This is a genomic window from Marinobacter goseongensis, assembly GCF_023156235.1.
In the GTDB taxonomy this organism is placed as follows: Bacteria; Pseudomonadota; Gammaproteobacteria; order Pseudomonadales; family Oleiphilaceae; genus Marinobacter; species Marinobacter goseongensis.
On the sequence record NZ_JAKZAI010000003.1, the window covers coordinates 293007 to 309681 of the forward strand.

Consider the following 16675-nt stretch of genomic DNA (forward strand, 5'->3'; position numbering starts at 1 on the left):
TCTCCTTGCTGATCGGCTACAGGTCCGATTCAGATTGTCAGAAAAACCGTCTCACAACAACGCTTCTCAGGCGCGGATCAGCGCATAGTCCTTGAGGTCCAGAGACGCCATCTGCCGCGCATACTGGGTGGCAAACCCCGGATACATGGTGGCGTTGAAGCCGTCTTCGGTGAGGTACCAGCTCTTGCAGCCGGAATTCCAGTTGGTCTTCGCCAGCCGCTTCTGGATTTCCCGGTTATGGCGGGCCTGGATATGGGACTTCACATCCAGCGCCTTGATCTCCAGCGCGCGCAGCACCCTGACGGCTTTCAGGATGTACTCAATCTGCGACTCCATGTACACCAGCGCCGAGTTGTGCCCCGGCCCGGAGTTGGGGCCAAAGGTCATGTGCAGGTTGGGGTAACCGGACACATTGATGCTCTTGTAGGCCTGCGCACCGCGGTGCCATTCCTGGCCCAGCTCCCGGCCACCGACGCCCCTGACCGGGAAGGGCGTGCCGGCGTTGCTGACATCGAAGCCGGTAGCAAACACAATGCAGTCGAACTGATGCTCGATGCCCTCGGCGGTGCGGATGCCCTGTTCGCTGATCCTGGCAATCGGCCAGGTCACCAGCTCGCAGTTGTCCTGCTGCAGGGCCGGGTAATAATCACTGGACATCAGCACCCGCTTGCAGCCGATGCGGAAATCCGGCTTCAACTGACGACGCATCCAGGGATCCTTGACCTGCCGGTTCAGATGCGCTTCGGCCACCTTCTCCACCACCCGGGTCAACGGTGAATTCCACACAATACCCAGCGCCACCGACTCATGGCCCAGATACAGCGCCTTGCGCACCGCCGCCTGACTGGCCGGGACCTTGCGGAACAACGTCCGGTTCCAGCCCGGGGTGGCAAAATCCGGCTTCGGCAGCACCCAGCCGGGAGTACGCTGAAACACCTTCAGCTTCGCCGCCTGAGGCACCAGCGCCGGAATAATCTGCACTGCACTCGCTCCGGTGCCAATCACCGCCACCCGCTTGCCGGTGAAATCATACTCATGATCCCACTGCGCGCTGTGCACCGTGTGACCCTTGAACGAATCAATACCCGCAATCTTTGGCAACCCGGGGTTCGACAATGGCCCCTGCGCCATCACCACCGACCGGCCGCGGAACACCTCCCCGGACGCCGTGACCGCCGACCACACCCCGGCGGCTTCGTCGTATTCCAGCCCGGTGACATTCCGGTTGAGCCGCACCATCCGTCGCAGATTGAACCTGTCCGCCAGGTAGTGAACATACTTCAGAATCTCTCCACTGCCGGAAAAACTCCGCGACCAGTCCGGATTCGGCGCAAAGGAGAACGAATACAGATTCGACGGAATGTCACAGGCCGCCCCCGGGTAGGTGTTGTCCCGCCAGGTACCACCGATGTCAGCGGCCCGCTCCAGAATCACCACATCGCGGATGCCGTCCTGCTGCAACCGCAACGCCGTGCCGAGACCACCGAAGCCCGCCCCAACGATCAGCACCTCATGAACATCCTGCTTAACCGGTTCAGAAGTCCCCTGCCGGGTCGCCTTTCTCTTACGTGGAGCAGTTTTGGCTTTCTCAACAACAGTCGTCATAACACTCTCTCAATTTCAACAAAGCGACCCCCATCCCTCGCCTCACTCCATAGCTGGGGCAAACAGAGTCAGGCCGTGGTGCGCCAGGTCAGCCCCTTGACCCAGGTCGGCACCGGCCCTACCGCCCGGTTGGGAATAAAACTGGTCAGCTTCACCAACGCATCCACCGGCACGTGGTACGGATGCGAGCGATTTACCACCATCTTTCCGTGCTGGCTGATGATCTGGAACCAGGGATTGCGGCGCCCCTCCTCAGTACGACCGCCAATGCGCTCATACTTGTTCATCGCGTCATACAGGCGCTCTTCCTTCAGCCCCATGGCGACAATGTTGTCCCGCATCTTGTTGAGCAGCGGCGCGTAGGCCAGCACCCCGAGAATCAGTTTGGGGTTGGCCACGGTACCGATCGTTTTCACCGCCAGTTGATGCAGCTTGCCGCGGCCCAGCATTTCCATAACATGGAAATCCACCCCCAGATGCCGCGACTCATCGCCGTTGATCTTCGCGAACACCTCGTGACACAGGGGATCGTCCACCTCCTCCAGCAGGAATTTCAGCAGCGCGCCGTCCAGGGCAATCTCCAGCATCGGAATCACCGAACCCAGCACCTCCAGCGGCATATCATCGCTGTAGCGGTCCAGCCACTCGATGGTCAGTCGCAGATTGATGTTCGGTTCCGGCAACTCATCCCCTTCGAGCATGCCCCAACGGCGCATCAGAGCCATTTCAGCATTGGCATGACGCTGCTCTTCGGCATGGAAATAGGTGTAAATCTCCCGCAGGGTGTCGGTCGGGGCCTTCTTCGCCATCGCTGCAAAGCCGCGGGCGCCGACGTGCTCGATCCACATCAGGTCCGACATGAACGCCTTCAGCTTGGGCCACTGCTCCGGGCTGATCTTGTCAGCACCCGGGGCCTCCCAGTCAATGTCCGCCAGCGCCCACTGGCTGTCCTTGATTTTCTCCAGCATCTTGTCGAGATCGATAGTCGCCATAACGTGCCTTCCTTTCAGATCGGATCAGGGTGGATCGGCCCGGCTCAGTCAGTGCAAGCGGCTGACACCGAACCGGTTGATCAGCCCGGTGCCGAGGGCATAGGTGCGTGGAATCAGACGCTTGGCGCGCCAGATCATGCGCGCATCGAACTGCGGCATGACGTACAGATCGCCCCGGTCCAGAGCGTTCAGGGCATCGTTCACCACCCGCTCCGGCGACATGCCGAAACGATCCATCAGGCGGTCGAACAGCTTCGAGGATTCCCCGATGATGCGGCCGTTGGCCTTGATGTTGGTTTTCACCAGCGTCGGGCACAACGCCGTTACCGAGATGCCGGAACCGGCCAGCTCGGCTGCCATGGTCTCGGTCAGTGCCAGGGCACCGGCTTTAGTGACGTTGTAGGCGCCCATCAGCGGGGCGGCCGAAAAGCTCGCGGTGGACGCCACATTGATAATGCCGCCATGGCCCAGCTCTTTCAGTTTCGGAGTAAACACATGACAACCGTGAATCACGCCCCAGAGGTTGATCCCCAGGGTCCATTTCCAGTCGGCCATGGTGGCCTCACCGACCGGCTTGCCGCCGACACCGACGCCGGCGTTGTTGATCACCAGGCTGACCGGCGCGGGCAACACCCGCTCGGCCTCGTCGGCCAGGGCCTCGACCTGATTGAGCTTGCTGACGTCACATTTGAACGCCCAGGCCTGACCTCCCAGCTCCTTGATCAGAGCCACGGTCTCCTCGGCGGTGGCCAGATTGATATCCGAACACAGCACAGTACCGCCACGACGGGCAATTTCCAGTGCGAACGCACGGCCGATACCACTGCCGGCACCGGTTACGACCGCAGCGGCGCCGCGGCTGGGTTTGTTGGGCAAACGACTTCCAAACATGGAGTACCTACACTTTGACAATGAGCGAATGATTCACTCACCATAAAGCGAACGCTTGTTCGGAATCAATTCGGAAAAATTATGGCCAGAAAACCTGTGCAGCAACGCGCCAAAGCCACCGTGGACGCCATTGTCGAAGCGGGCTTCATTGCCATGGCAGAGCGCGGACCAGCGGCCACCACAACCCGGCAAATCGCTGATATTGCAGGAGTTGGCGTGGGCTCACTGTATGAGTACTTCGAGAACAAGGAAGAGATCTTTCAGGTCATGAGCGAGCGCTTTGTGGCCGACACCATTGGAATGATCCAGCCCCTGATTCCCACCATTGTTCGGAAACCGATTAAAGAGGCGGTGCTCGATCTGCTCGCCCACTTCCGCGATTTCCTGCAGGCCAACAACGAGCGCTACCTGAAATGCGCCCGTTACGCCATGGCGCTGGATTTCGAGCAACACGTGGAACCGCTGCAGAAAACCCTGTCGGAACTGGTCACCCAGTATCTGATGCACCACCCGGAAACGCTGAAGATCCGCAACATCCCGACCATGAGTTACATCATGATCAACGGCGGCATCTACTCGGTGGTGCGGCACCTGTGCGATCCGGCCCCGCCCATCACCTTCGACGAACTGGCCGGGGGGCTGGCGGATATGGTGGGCCACTACACCGAGCGCGAAATGGCCCTGGTCAGCGACCGATAATCACACTGCCGCTGCCGACGGTGACGCCACCGCAGGTAATGGCGCTCCCGGTGACGGCAGCGGGTATGCCGTTGATCAGCACGCTTGCTGAGCCTGCGGCCACCGCGCGAGGGTGAGGCGGGTGTTTGGGCTTGGAGTGCATGGCGAGGGGATCGCCGACCCGGGCAACCGGTTTACCGTCCACCAGCACATCGGGAGACCCCGCAATGAGGGGGGTGGGCGGAAAGCCCTCATGATCGGTGCCGAGGTCACCCAACAAAACAATCGCTTTGCTCATTCCCAGAAGTCCTTATCGTCCGTGACTGTCTTCATGTCTTGCGGCCTATCTTAAAGCCAATCGCTGTCACTGCCAAACGACCAGGTCTCACCCGCACCGGATGCGTCAGGGGATGACCTGCGTCAAAGGCGGTCCCGAGCCCATCTTCTACAATTCTGCCATACCCAAACGCCATGGAGGCACACCATGTCATCAACCGGCCATCCGGAGTTCGAGCTCTGGCGACACGGCTACGGTGTTATACGGCATTCCCCGACCACCTGCACCCGCGCCAGAGCCATGGCAGAGGCACTGGTGGCCAACGGCCAGCAGCCGGACACCGAGGCGGTATTCCGCAAGCTGAGCGCACTCGATCGCCTGACCAGTGCCGGTCTGTGGCTGGTCGCCCACATGACCTACACACAGCGGGTGGATATCAGCGGCCAGCCGCTGCAGCCGCGCGATTTCAAACACTTTCCGGAGGGCCACACCGGCGGCGCACTGAACATGGTGCCGGCCTATGCCGCTTACCTGGCACTCAACAACCTGACCGGGCAGACCCGCAGCTGGCTGATGGGTCAGGGTCATTGCGTGGCCGCCATCGACGCCCTCAACGTGCTCACCGGCAACCTGCACCCGGAGCAGCTCAGCCGCTACCATGGCCCCGAGGGGCTGTCAGCACTGGTATCCGATTTCTACAGCTATCGCCAGCGGCCGGATGGCGGCATGGCCGCCCCCCTTGGAAGCCACGTCAATCCCCACACCGCCGGGGGCATTATCGAGGGCGGCTATCTCGGGTTCGCCGAACTGCAGTACGCCCACATGCCCCTGCCCGGGGAATCCCTGGTGGCCTTCCTGTCCGACGGCGCGGCCGAGGAACAGCGCGGCAGTGACTGGGTTCCCCGCTGGTGGCGGGCTGAAGACTGCGGCACGGTGATGCCGATCATGATCGCCAACGGCCGCAGAATCGAGCAGCGCACAGAGCTGGGCACCCGCGCCGGTCTCGAGCGATTCGAGGAGCACCTGTCCGACCGCGGCTTCGCCCCGGTACGCTTCGATGGCCGCGACCCCGCTGCCTTCGTCTGCGTGCTGTTTGATATGGAGAACACCCTCGCCGCCAACGGCCGGCGGGCGATCAAGGGCGAGCAGGTCTACCCGGTTCGGGTACCCTACGGCATTGCCGAGACCGTCAAGGGGTTCGGTTTCTATGGCGCTGGCAGCAACGCGGCCCACAACCTGCCGCTGCCCGGCAGCCCGCGCGTGGATGCCAAGGCGCGAGAGCTGTTCCAGAGCCACGCCGATACGCTGTGGGTGGCACCGGACGAGCTGGCAACCTGTGTGCAACAGCTCAATCAGCACGTTCACCAGCAACGTCCGCTGGAACGGGATCACGCCCTGGCAACGCGGAACCCGCCGGAGCCACAAATACCGCACCTGCCCCAGGTCAGCACCGGATGTTCGCCGATGCAGGCCGTCGACGATTTCTTTACCGCGCTGGTGGATGCCAATCCCCACCTGCGAGCGCGGGTGGGCAACCCGGATGAACTGGCCAGCAACCGGCTCAGCAGGGTACTTAATCAGCTCAAACACCGGGTCAACAACCCGGAAAGTGATCAGGAGTCGGTGCAGGGCCGGGTGATCACCGCGCTCAATGAGGAAGCGGTGGTTTCGGCCTGTCTCGGCAACAAGGCGGGATTGAACCTGGTGGCCAGTTACGAGGCGTTCTGCGTGAAAATGCTGGGCGCCATCCGTCAGGAACTGATTTTTGCCCGCCATCAGCGGGAAGTGAATAGGCCCGCCCGCTGGCTGGGCTTTCCGGTGATTGCCACCTCCCACACCTGGGAAAACGGCAAGAACGAGCAATCCCATCAGGACACGACGTTCTGTGAAGCCTTGCTGGGGGAAATGAACGACGTATCGCGGGTGGTGTTTCCCGCTGACTACAACAGCACGCTGGCGGTGCTGCCCGGCATCTACCGGGGCCGCGGCACCCTGACCTGCATGGTCATACCCAAACGGGACCGCCCCTGCGTGTTCAACGAGACCGAGGCCCGGGCCCTCGCCCGCAACGGCGCCTTAGTGGTGGACGAAGATACCTCCAGCGGCGAACCGGTGCTGCTGATTGCCAACGGCGCCTACCAGTTGTCGGAGCTGATGCGCGCTTGCGAACGGCTGCGTGAAACCGGCACACCGTTCCGCCTGGTCTATCTGCAGGAGCCGGCCCGGTTTCGCCAGCCTCGGGATGTCCACGAGGCTACGGCCTGTCTGTCCGAGTTTGAACGGGAGCGACTGTTTCCATTCCGCCTTCACTGCCGCGTGGCCCTGACCCACATGCGGCCGGAGGTGTTCCGAGGTCATCTGCACCCTCTCTTCCCCGAGCCGCGCCATTCCCGGGTGCTGGGCTACATCAATCGCGGCGGCACCCTGAACGAGGCCGGCATGCTGTTCGCCAACCGCTGTTCCTGGGCCCATGCGCTGTCAGCCTGTGCCCTAGTCACGGAACGGCCACCCGGCGAATGGCTGTCCAGTGCCGAGCTGGCGGCTGTTGAGGGGCGCGGTGACCCCGGCGTGATCACTCGAGGGCCGGGCTAGACGCGCCCGGTTTACGCCTCGCCCGCAAGGCGGTCTCCAGCTCCAGAATCACCAACACGGTCACCCCGGCACCGAAGGCAAACAGCAACTGCGTCAACCCCAACGCTGCGCTGCCGAAGGTACGGTGGAACAGCGGCAGATAGGTGAAAATCAGCTGCAGCACCGCCACACCGGTCACTGCCAGCACCACCACCGGCGTACCCAGGACGCCCTTGAGGGTGATGGAGGGTGAGTCCAGGTAGCGCACGGCAAACAGATAGAACACTTCCATCGCCACCAGGGTGTTGACCGCGAGCGTCCGTGCGATGGCCTGATCGCCGGTGTGATGCATGGCCCAGTACCAGGCGGCGAAGATACCTGCAAGGAACAGCAACGACACGAACACCACCCGCCACACCACAAACCCGGCCAGCAGGGGCTCGTTCCGCGGCCTGGGTGCACGCTTCATGACACCCGGCTCCGGAGGCTCGAACGCCAGAGTCATCGCCAGCATCACCGAGCTGACCAGATTGACCCAGAGAATCTGCAGGGCCGTGATCGGGAGAGTCAGCCCCAGCAACAAAGCAGTGATCAGACTGATGGATTCGCCGCCGTTGATGGGCAGCATGAAGGCAATGCCCTTCTTGAGATTGGCGTACACGGTGCGGCCCTCCTGCACCGCGGCAGCGATACTGGCAAAATTGTCATCCAGCAATACCACCGCGGCCGCTTCCCTCGCCGCTTCCGAGCCCTTAACCCCCATGGCGATGCCCACGTCCGCCCGCTTCAGGGCCGGAGCATCGTTCACGCCATCACCGGTCATGGCCACAACACCATGACGGGCCTGCAGCGCCTCCACCAACCGGAGCTTGTGTTCCGGGCTGGTGCGCGCAAATACGTCCACCTCCGCCGCAAGGTCCATCAGCTCGGGATCGCTGAGTGCGTCCAGCTCGCGGCCGGTCACCACCCGGCGGGTGTTTTCCAGCCCCAGTCTGGCAGCAATGGCGCCGGCGGTCATGGCGTGATCACCGGTGATCATTTTGACCCGGATACCGGCCTCATGGCAGTCGCGGATGGCCTGGATGGCCTCCTGACGCGGCGGGTCCAGCAATCCGACCAGGCCCAGCAACTCCAACCCCTCTTCGACTTCGTCTACCGACAACGTGTGCTGAGCGGTGGCCGGCTTTCTGGCCAGGGCCAGCACCCGCAAACCGCCAGAGGCCAGTTCCGTGATGGCGGTCTCCCAGGACGCCCGGTGCAGTTCGCCGGTACCGCCGTCAGCACTGACCACACCATGGCACATGCCAAGGATCCGTTCCGGCGCGCCTTTGAGGTACACCACCGTGTGGCCATGATGGTCGTGATTGAGGGTGGCCATGAATTGGTGCTGGGTATCGAATGGAATTTCATCCAGCCGGGGCCAGTCCTGCTCACTCTGTGCCAGGTCGAACTCTGCCTTGTGGGCGAACACCTTGAGCGCGCCTTCCATCGGATCGCCCGCGACGGTGGTTTCCCCGTTCCGGTGACGGAGCTGGGCGTCATTGCACAGGGCCGCTGCACGCGCCAGCTCTGACAGCGCCGACGACTGCGCCGCCTCAACCTCGCTGCCCTGCAACCGGCCCTCCAGATCGTAACCCTCGCCACTGACATCGAGCCGCTGGCCAGCCACCACCACGCTGGTGACCATCATCTCGTTGCGGGTCAGGGTGCCGGTCTTATCGGAACAGATCACCGACACCGCGCCCAGGGTTTCAATCACCGGCATCCTCCGCACCACTGCATGGCGGGCGGCCATGCGCCGCACGCCGATGGCAAGGGTGATGGTGAGTATCGCTGGCAAGCCTTCGGGAATCGCCGCCACCGTCAGCCCCACCACGGCCATGAACAGCTCCGCCATGGGCAACCCGCTGAAAACCAGGCCGCCGGCGAAGATACCCAACCCGGTGACCACGATCAGTATCGACAGGTAACGGGCAAACCGGTCGATCTGTTCCAGTAACGGCGTTTTCATAGTGGCGGTATCTTGCAGCAGGCCAGAGATGCGGCCGATCTCCGTCTCTGCCCCGGTTCGAACCACCAGCCCCCGGGCCGTTCCGGTAGCCACCATAGTGCCGGCGAATGCCATGCCGTAATGATCGCCCAGAACCGCATCGGCAGCCACAGGATCGTCCGTCTTGTCGACCGGTTCGGATTCGCCAGTGAGAATGGCCTCGTCGATCTTCAGATGGTGACACCGTTCCAGACGCAGGTCTGCGGGCACCCGGTCTCCCGACTCCAGCAACACCGTGTCTCCGGGCACCAGTTCCGCGGCATCAATGCGGTGCTGACCATCCTCCCGCAGAACCAGCGCTTTCGGCGCCAGCATGTGCCGAATAGCCGCCAGTGCCTGCTCGGCTCGCCCCTCCTGGATGAATCCGACCAGCGCCTGAATCACCACCACTGCCAGGATCACCACGGTATCCACCCAGTGCCCGAGGATGGCGGTGATGGTGGCAGCGGTGACCAGAACGTAGATCAGGAAATTACGAAGTTGCCGGCCCAACCGCGCCAGAGGACCCCGCCGGGCGGCCTCCGGTAAGCGGTTATAGCCCCAGCGCACCAGCCGCGCAGACGCCTCGGCCTGCGGCAAGGGTGCCGCAGCCTGCAGCGCCTGTCGCGCTTCCGTGGCTGTCAGGGTGTGCCAGGCACGACCTGGCTCGTGGGGTGATGTTCCAACGGGCAGTTTGGGGGGTGTTGAGGTTGGCATGAACCGGCTCCCTGGCGCTTTCCTGCTCCTATTGAAACCCGGCCATGACATCGGCCGGGTTGTTACAGGTCAAAAACAGCGCCAATGAACCCGGTCAATTCACGAATACGGGGCCGAATCCCATGTTCCACAGCAGAACCGAGCCCACCCGGGTGGAGACCAGAATCACCAGGGCCACTGTCAGCAGGGCGCCGCCGTACATCACCGCGCGGTCCTTCTCGATGCCCATGACAATGGGCAAGCCGTCAAACATCAGCCAGGCGCCGTAACAGGCGGCCAACAGAAAGACGAGGGCATTGAACCAGGGCACCGGGTAAAGCAGCGCGAAGCCGGCGAGGAACAATGGTGTGCAGGAGTAGGACGCTAACGCAATGCCGTTGGACGGCACCTGTTCTTCCGCCGCGCCGTAGGTTCTTGCCATCCAGTTGATGGCGTAGCCCAGAGCAAAGACGCCGATCAGCATGGCCAGGTACGTCAGCACGCTGAGTTGCATGGCGCTGATTTCGGTCATTTTGATGAGCCGGTCGTTGCCGACCGTCCAACCGAAATGCGCGGTGGAAATGTACGCACAGATCGGGGCAATGGCTGCCAGAACCAGTACGTAAGCCACATAGAGACGGCGAGGGGGCGCATGTTCTCTGCGAATGGACGCCCATTCTTCATCAGGATGAGTAAACAGACCGAATGCATGTGACAGGAGCATTGCCGCTCTCCTTTTTGTCGTTATTGACGCTTATTGGTTACGCTTCTACCTGAAAGCTAGATCAGAACGGCAAAAAGCTCCAGTCATACCGATCAATTGCGAGGGTCGGTCTCGGCCACCCAGGGCCGCTGCTGGTGACGGTCGCGGAATGACAGCAAGCTCTCGACACCCTCGAAGCTTATCAGGCTGCGGAAATCGAGCCAGTCCACCAGGCAGTACAGACACATCGCCGGGTAATTCCAATCCTCGAACGCGCCCTCGTCGACCAGGGCTGTAAGGGTGCGCAGCGTGGTCATGATGCGCTCCCGCTGCAGATTGAAAAACATGACATCGGCGCCGGTGTCGAGGCCGGATCGCTCCGACAACAGCAGGGTTACCGCGGAATCGTTGGCGGCGTCGATCAGGGTGAGCTGGTTCTGCTGGTTCCAGGTCAGCGGATCGCGGCCCTGCTTGGCGCTGATGTAACGCGCGATGATCCGCGAGTCATAAATATCCTGGCCGTCGCTCTCCAGCATGGGGATTTTCAGAGCCGGATTGTTGCGACGCAATTCGTCCCGGCCCTCACCATAGATATCCAGGTTGATGAATTCGTAGGGCTCTTCATCCATCAGGATGCGAATGCGGCGAACATAAGGCGACGTCGTCGAACCAATCAGTTTCATGTGCTCTCCAGTGATCAACAGTTTATTATTAAAGTAGGCTATCCGGATCGGTGTAGGCATACCCGGTCGCCTCTGCCACCTCCCTGTAGGTCATCTTCCCTCGGAAGACATTCAGACCCCGACGCAGGTAAGCATCGGACGTCAGCGCACCCACGACCCCCTGATTGGCCAGCGCCACGATGAACGGCAGGGTAGCATTGTTCAGCGCCAGCGTGGACGTGCGGGCAACCGCACCGGGCATGTTGGCCACGCAGTAATGTACCACGCCATCCACAATGAACGTGGGTGCATCGTGAGTGGTCGCCTTCGAGGTTTCTGCGCAGCCGCCCTGATCGATGGCGACATCCACGATCACGCTGCCTTCCGGCATCCGCGATACCATGTTGCGGCTGACCAGTTTCGGCGCCGAGGCCCCGGGAATCAGCACACCGCCAATGACCAGATCGGCCTCGATTACCGAGCTCTCCAGGGTGTCAGCGTTGGAAAACAGCGTGCTGATGCGGTTGCCATAGAGCTGGTCAAGCTGCCTCAGCACGTCCAGGTTGCGGTCCAGCACCGTGACCCGGGCGCCCAGCCCGACCGCCATTGCAACCGCATTCTGCCCCACCACGCCACCACCGATGACCGTCACGCGGGCGGGAGCAACGCCGGGCACCCCCCCGAGCAACACTCCTCGCCCCCCCATATTTTTTTCCAGGCAATGGGCCCCGGCCTGAATCGCCATGCGCCCGGCCACTTCTGACATGGGCGCCAGCAACGGTAGCCGGCCGTGGCGATCAGTGACGGTCTCGTAAGCGATGCAGGTGGCCCCCGAGCTTACCAGGTCGTCGGCCTGCGGCTGATCCGCTGCCAGATGGAGGTAGGTAAACAGCGTGTGACGATCGCTCAGCTGCGCTCGCTCCGCGCGCTGGGGCTCCTTGACCTTGACGATCAGCTCGGCATTGGCAAACACCGCTGCACCGTCATCCACCAGGGTCGCTCCCGCTGCCCGGTATAGGTCATCGGTAAATCCGATCGCGGCACCGGCAGACGTCTCCACGAACACGGTATGCCCGTGTGACACCAGCTCCCTTACCGCGGCCGGCGTCATGCCAACCCGGTACTCGTGGTTTTTCACTTCCCTCGGCACACCAATGTTCATGATTTCCCCCGTTGCTGCCGCGCAGCGATGAGCCTGACCGGTGATTCTCCTGACAAAGTGTAGTAAAAAGGTCTGGGTCACGGAGACCCGACAGGACGCATCGGTTGAACAGACCTTCCCGTACATACCAGGACGTCGTCTCAACCACAGCACACAGGAGCAGGAACGCACATGAAAACCTTGATCGCCACCCTTTCCGCCACCACGCTGGCCTTTTCGCTGACCAGCACACAGGTCATCGCCGAAATGCAGACAGAAACCGTCGAATACACCGTTAACGGCACCACCTTTACCGGCTACCTTGCCTGGGATGACGAGGCCGATGGCAAGCGCCCCGGCGTTCTGGTTGTCCACGAATGGTGGGGCCACAACGAATTCGCCCGCGAGCAGGCCGAGCGACTGGCGGCAGCGGGATACACCGCGTTTGCGCTGGACATGTACGGTGACGGCAAACTCGCTGACCATCCGGACGATGCACAGAAATTCATGAAGGAAGCCACCAGGGACCTGGATCAGGTGCAGGCGCGATTCACCGCGGCCATGGAGTTGCTGCAGGACCACGAGAGCGTGGACAGCGGGCGCATCGCCGCGCAGGGATACTGTTTCGGTGGCGCCGTCGTGCTGAACATGGCGAGACTGGGGCTGGATCTTGACGGGGTGGTGAGCTACCACGGCGCGCTGGCAAGCCCGATCAAGGCCGAGGCCGGCAAGGTCAACGCGCGGGTTCAGGTGTATACCGGCGGGGCCGACAAGATGGTGCCCTCAGATCAGGTCGCCGGACTGGTGCAGGAAATGCAGGATGCCGAGGTGGACCTGACGCTGGTGTCTTTCCCGGGCGTTCTGCATTCGTTTACCAATCCCGGGGCAGACCGCATAGCCAGCGAGTTCAACATGCCGGTGGGCTTCGATCAGGCCGCCGCCGACCGCTCCTGGAACGGCACCCTGGAGTTTTACGAAACCATCTTCGCCGAGTAAGCAACCCGCAACCCCCGGTGAACTTCAGGCACAAAAAAAGGCAGCCGAGGCTGCCTTTTTGGCGGTTACCCTCTGTTATTTACAGAGCAGTAACGTTCTCCGCCTGAGGACCTTTCTGGCCCTGGGTAACGGTGAACTCAACCTGCTGGCCTTCTGCCAGAGTTTTGAAACCGCTGCCCTGAATAGCGCTGTAGTGAACAAAAACGTCCGGGCCGCCTTCACGAGTGATAAAGCCAAAGCCTTTAGCTTCGTTGAAGAACTTAACAGTACCGGTAGTAGTAGACATACTAAAATTTCCTGAAATCAATCATATTATCTGCTGCCAACACCCTCATGGTGCAAGGTCAGCGTGTCACGGAAAAACAGAATTCGCGGAATCAAAAACAGGACGGTCACTGCTAACTGCGGAGGTACGTCTTATTCATGAAATGCTTTACTAATCTTTCCTACGAAAAACACTCTACTCCTGATTTCCGGGATTGCCAAGGGTATTTTTCAATAAAATGTGTAGGTAAAGGTACCCATCACCCCCTCAACACCCCAAAGGCATAAATTCCCAGCGCGGTCATGAGGATGGAGCCCACCACGTGGGCCAGAACGCCGGCGAGGGCCATCCCCCACTTGCCTTCCTGGATGGCTGCAAACATTTCCAGCGAGAAAGTGGAAAACGTGGTCAGGGCGCCGCACAGACCGGTAATGGCAAACAGCCGCCACTCCGGCGCCAGAGCGCTGCCATGCATAAAGAACCCGATCAGCAGGCCCACCAGGGCACTGCCAGCCAGATTGGCCACCAGCGTGCCCAGAGGAATGGCGTGGTAGCTGGCGTTCAGCCATAGCCCGAGGGCCCAACGAAGGTTGGCGCCGATCACGGCGCCAACACTCACAGCAACAACCGATAACCACATTTCAGCGGTTCGCCCGGTTACGCGGGGTTGTGGTCAATCAGCGTGTCCTTGTTGCTGGCAAACTCGTCGAACGGGAAATCGTCCACGGTCAGCATCTCCAACACCACAGCTTCATACTGGCGCATGAAGTCGGCCTCTTCCTTGGTGTAGACCCCCGCCTTCAGAGCCGATTCGAACCGCTCCTCCGGGTGCAAGGCGGTCATTGGCAGCTCGCCCTTGGCGTAGGCCTTGGTGACCTTGCGATACAGCTGCTCGGCCTTGTCGTAGTCCTTCAGCAGTCCGTTGTAGCGGGCCAGCGGGTTTTCCACCGTGCCTTCGCCATCGGTGTTCCAGGTGGCGGCCGTCAGCTTGCTGCGAATCGGCGTATCGGTGGAAATCGCACGGGCCAGCTTGCGGGCCAGGTCATCATGGGGCAGATCCCAGCGGCAGCCCAGCGGCAACGTCACCGCCCGCAGCGCCAGCGCAACCGGCCGGTTGGGCAGGTTCTGCAGGAACTCGTCCAGTGCGCTCTCGGTGCGGTGCAGCAACAGCCCGAGGCTGTACTCCATCACTTCCTTCTCACCCTCGACCGGCTGAGTTTCGTGCCAATTTTTCAGCACCATCGACGCCAGGTAGAGGTTGGACAACATGTCCCCGAGGCGCGCCGAGATCAGCTCGCGCATTTTCAGTTCACTGCCCAGGGTGGTCATGGCGGCATCCGCACACAGACCGAAGGCGGCACTGAAACGGGCCACGGCTTGCGCGTAACGACGGCTAGCGCTGTCGAAGGGCACGTCAGCACGGCCCACACCCAGCGCCTGGGTGAAGGCGCGGGCGGCGTTACCAAAGATCAGACCGGCATGGCCAAAGAACGCATCGTCGAACGCGTCGATGTCATCATTATCCTTGGCGGACAACTCCCGCAGCACGTAGGGATGGCAGCGAATCGCGCCCTGACCGAAGATCATCAGGCTGCGGGTCATGATGTTGGCACCCTCCACCGTGATGGCAACCGCCGAACCACTGAAGCCGATACCGAGATAGTTACGCGGCCCCAGGGTCACCGTCTTGCCACCGTGAACGTCCATGGCGTCAGTCGCAATGCCACGCTGGAACTCGGTGAGGTGGTACTTGAGAATCGCCGACGGCACCGCCGGCTTCTCGCCCTTATCGATCATGTTGGCGGTGTGATTGACGGCAGCCTGGGTGATGTAGGTCTTGGCGGCGATACGCGCCAACGGCTCCTGCACACCTTCCATGTCCGCTACCGGAGTGTTGAACTGGCGACGGATACGGGTGAAGCCACCGGCAGTGCCGACAGCGTAGGCTGCAGCGCCGGCCGCACCGGACGGCAGCGTGATGCAGCGTCCCACCGACAGACACTCAACCAGCATGCGCCAGCCTTCGCCCGCCATGTCCTGACCACCGATAATGTAATCCAGCGGGATGAAGACGTCCTTGCCGATGATCGGCCCGTTCATGAACGGTGTGCCGATGGGGCAATGGCGACGGCCGATTTCCATACCCTTGGTGTCACGGGGGATCAAAGCGCAGGTAATGCCGTGATCTTCTTTGTCGCCCAACAGGCCATCCGGGTCAAACATGCGGAACGCCAGTCCCACGACGGTGGCGATGGGTGCGAGGGTGATCCAGCGCTTCTCGAAGTTGAGGCGGATACCCAGAACTTCCTTGCCGTCCACTTTCTGCTTGCAGACAATACCGGTATCCGGCAGCGAGGTGGCGTCGGAGCCGGCACGGGGGCCGGTGAGACCGAAACAAGGGATCTCGCGCCCGTCCGCCAGACGCGGCAGATAATGATTTTTCTGCTCTTCAGTACCGTATTTGACCAGCAGCTCGCCGGGACCGAGAGAGTTCGGCACGCCGACGGAGACCATCAGCATTTCGTTGGCGGCCAGCTTCTGCAGCACCGCAGTCTGTGCCTTGGCGGAGAAACCGAGGCCGCCGTATTCCTTGGGAATGATCATGCCGAAGAATCCCTCTTTCTTGAGGAAATCCCACAGCTCCTTCGGGAGATCGGCGCGCTCGACGGCGAGGTCCCAGGCGTTGCACATGGAGATGGCCTGCAAGCACTGATTGTCCACGAACGATTGCTCTTCCTCGCTCAGGCCGGTGTGCCGGTTGATCAGCAGGTTGTGCCAGTCCGGCTGACCGGTAAACAGCTCACCGTCCCAGCCCACAGTACCGGCTTCCAGCGCGACTTTTTCGGTTTCCGACACTTTCGGTGCAACCTTCTTGAACATCGCGAATACACGGGGGGTGAGCCAGGATTTGCGGAACCCGGGCAGCCCTGCGGCGGCGGTCACAGCGGCGCCGATAAACAGAATCAGGGCAAGGGTGCCAGAGGCCAGAATCAGTGACAGCAGGCCGACAACCACCATCACACCGATGGCCGGTTTCGCACCTGATTCACGACGCATCACGGTCAGCAGACCGGCCAGCGCCACCAAAAACAGAATGAAAGTCATCATAGGGTCTCTCTGTCATCCATGGATTGAATAGTGAAGACTGTAAAACGTTACGTCCAAGTTA

14 protein-coding genes are annotated in these 16675 nt (G+C 61.5%); 3 read left to right on the forward strand and 11 right to left on the reverse strand.

Translation table 11 applies throughout. From position 1 onward, the window contains the following. Positions 1 to 66 precede the first annotated feature (66 nt). From MLC70_RS03255 to MLC70_RS03265, 3 genes are all read right to left on the reverse strand, one after another. On the reverse strand, positions 67 to 1605 hold the full coding sequence (locus tag MLC70_RS03255; protein ID WP_248181624.1) for a flavin-containing monooxygenase: 1539 nt from the start codon (positions 1603 to 1605) through the stop codon (positions 67 to 69). Positions 1606 to 1673: 68 nt separating this feature from the next. Further along, positions 1674 to 2597: a ferritin family protein gene (locus MLC70_RS03260; protein ID WP_248181625.1), complete on the reverse strand. Its 924-nt coding sequence runs from the start codon at positions 2595 to 2597 to the stop codon at positions 1674 to 1676. Positions 2598 to 2645: 48 nt separating this feature from the next. After that, positions 2646 to 3473: an SDR family NAD(P)-dependent oxidoreductase gene (locus MLC70_RS03265; RefSeq protein ID WP_248181626.1), complete on the reverse strand. Its 828-nt coding sequence runs from the start codon at positions 3471 to 3473 to the stop codon at positions 2646 to 2648. Positions 3474 to 3569: 96 nt separating this feature from the next. Between MLC70_RS03265 and MLC70_RS03270 the strand changes: the two genes are divergently transcribed. Next, a complete protein-coding gene (locus MLC70_RS03270) occupies positions 3570 to 4187 on the forward strand; it encodes a TetR/AcrR family transcriptional regulator (RefSeq protein ID WP_248181627.1) in 618 nt (205 codons plus the stop codon). Here MLC70_RS03270 and MLC70_RS03275 read toward each other — a convergent pair. Continuing rightward, positions 4174 to 4464, reverse strand: coding sequence for a type VI secretion system PAAR protein (locus tag MLC70_RS03275; protein WP_248181628.1), 291 nt, complete (start codon positions 4462 to 4464; stop codon positions 4174 to 4176). The genes MLC70_RS03270 and MLC70_RS03275 overlap by 14 nt on opposite strands. 186 nt (positions 4465 to 4650) lie before the next feature. Here MLC70_RS03275 and MLC70_RS03280 point away from each other — a divergent pair, with 186 nt between their 5' ends. Continuing rightward, positions 4651 to 7035 (forward strand): phosphoketolase family protein, encoded by a 2385-nt coding sequence (locus MLC70_RS03280; RefSeq protein WP_248181629.1) that lies wholly within the window; start codon positions 4651 to 4653, stop codon positions 7033 to 7035. Here MLC70_RS03280 and MLC70_RS03285 read toward each other — a convergent pair. From MLC70_RS03285 to ald, 4 genes are all read right to left on the reverse strand, one after another. Then, positions 7016 to 9760 carry a cation-translocating P-type ATPase gene (locus MLC70_RS03285; protein ID WP_248181630.1) on the reverse strand — a complete coding sequence of 915 codons (2745 nt, stop codon included), beginning with the start codon at positions 9758 to 9760 and terminating at the stop codon, positions 7016 to 7018. The two genes, MLC70_RS03280 and MLC70_RS03285, sit on opposite strands and share 20 nt — an antisense overlap. Before the next feature lie 94 nt (positions 9761 to 9854). Further along, positions 9855 to 10463 (reverse strand): Yip1 family protein, encoded by a 609-nt coding sequence (locus tag MLC70_RS03290; RefSeq protein WP_248181631.1) that lies wholly within the window; start codon positions 10461 to 10463, stop codon positions 9855 to 9857. A gap of 92 nt (positions 10464 to 10555) precedes the next feature. Continuing rightward, positions 10556 to 11125 carry a glutathione S-transferase family protein gene (locus tag MLC70_RS03295; RefSeq protein ID WP_248181632.1) on the reverse strand — a complete coding sequence of 190 codons (570 nt, stop codon included), beginning with the start codon at positions 11123 to 11125 and terminating at the stop codon, positions 10556 to 10558. A 28-nt stretch (positions 11126 to 11153) separates the two neighbouring features. Then, entirely contained in the window at positions 11154 to 12266 is a 1113-nt protein-coding gene (gene ald / locus MLC70_RS03300; RefSeq protein WP_248181633.1) for an alanine dehydrogenase, read from the reverse strand. A 171-nt stretch (positions 12267 to 12437) separates the two neighbouring features. On the opposite strand from ald, the gene MLC70_RS03305 reads away from it, so the two are divergent. After that, entirely contained in the window at positions 12438 to 13241 is an 804-nt protein-coding gene (locus MLC70_RS03305; protein WP_248181634.1) for a dienelactone hydrolase family protein, read from the forward strand. Positions 13242 to 13320: 79 nt separating this feature from the next. Here MLC70_RS03305 and MLC70_RS03310 read toward each other — a convergent pair whose 3' ends face one another. From MLC70_RS03310 to MLC70_RS03320, 3 genes are all read right to left on the reverse strand, one after another. Further along, a complete protein-coding gene (locus MLC70_RS03310) occupies positions 13321 to 13527 on the reverse strand; it encodes a cold-shock protein (RefSeq protein WP_041340064.1) in 207 nt (68 codons plus the stop codon). Positions 13528 to 13765: 238 nt separating this feature from the next. After that, positions 13766 to 14146 carry a fluoride efflux transporter CrcB gene (gene crcB / locus MLC70_RS03315; RefSeq protein WP_248181635.1) on the reverse strand — a complete coding sequence of 127 codons (381 nt, stop codon included), beginning with the start codon at positions 14144 to 14146 and terminating at the stop codon, positions 13766 to 13768. Positions 14147 to 14163: 17 nt separating this feature from the next. Continuing rightward, positions 14164 to 16614 (reverse strand): acyl-CoA dehydrogenase, encoded by a 2451-nt coding sequence (locus tag MLC70_RS03320; protein WP_248181636.1) that lies wholly within the window; start codon positions 16612 to 16614, stop codon positions 14164 to 14166. Between the last annotated feature and the right edge of the window lie 61 nt (positions 16615 to 16675).

Excerpts from the sequence above, each read along its gene's own strand:
- MLC70_RS03270 (WP_248181627.1), top strand. The coding sequence starts at position 3,570 with ATGGCCAGAAAACCTGTGCAGCAACGCGCCAAAGCCACCGTGGACGCC.
- ald (WP_248181633.1), bottom strand. The coding sequence starts at position 12,266 with ATGAACATTGGTGTGCCGAGGGAAGTGAAAAACCACGAGTACCGGGTT.
- MLC70_RS03305 (WP_248181634.1), top strand. The coding sequence starts at position 12,438 with ATGAAAACCTTGATCGCCACCCTTTCCGCCACCACGCTGGCCTTTTCG.
- MLC70_RS03290 (WP_248181631.1), bottom strand. The coding sequence starts at position 10,463 with ATGCTCCTGTCACATGCATTCGGTCTGTTTACTCATCCTGATGAAGAA.
- MLC70_RS03285 (WP_248181630.1), bottom strand. The coding sequence starts at position 9,760 with ATGCCAACCTCAACACCCCCCAAACTGCCCGTTGGAACATCACCCCAC.
- crcB (WP_248181635.1), bottom strand. The coding sequence starts at position 14,146 with ATGTGGTTATCGGTTGTTGCTGTGAGTGTTGGCGCCGTGATCGGCGCC.
- MLC70_RS03320 (WP_248181636.1), bottom strand. The coding sequence starts at position 16,614 with ATGATGACTTTCATTCTGTTTTTGGTGGCGCTGGCCGGTCTGCTGACC.
- MLC70_RS03280 (WP_248181629.1), top strand. The coding sequence starts at position 4,651 with ATGTCATCAACCGGCCATCCGGAGTTCGAGCTCTGGCGACACGGCTAC.
- MLC70_RS03275 (WP_248181628.1), bottom strand. The coding sequence starts at position 4,464 with ATGAGCAAAGCGATTGTTTTGTTGGGTGACCTCGGCACCGATCATGAG.
- MLC70_RS03255 (WP_248181624.1), bottom strand. The coding sequence starts at position 1,605 with ATGACGACTGTTGTTGAGAAAGCCAAAACTGCTCCACGTAAGAGAAAG.
- MLC70_RS03310 (WP_041340064.1), bottom strand. The coding sequence starts at position 13,527 with ATGTCTACTACTACCGGTACTGTTAAGTTCTTCAACGAAGCTAAAGGC.
- MLC70_RS03295 (WP_248181632.1), bottom strand. The coding sequence starts at position 11,125 with ATGAAACTGATTGGTTCGACGACGTCGCCTTATGTTCGCCGCATTCGC.
- MLC70_RS03260 (WP_248181625.1), bottom strand. The coding sequence starts at position 2,597 with ATGGCGACTATCGATCTCGACAAGATGCTGGAGAAAATCAAGGACAGC.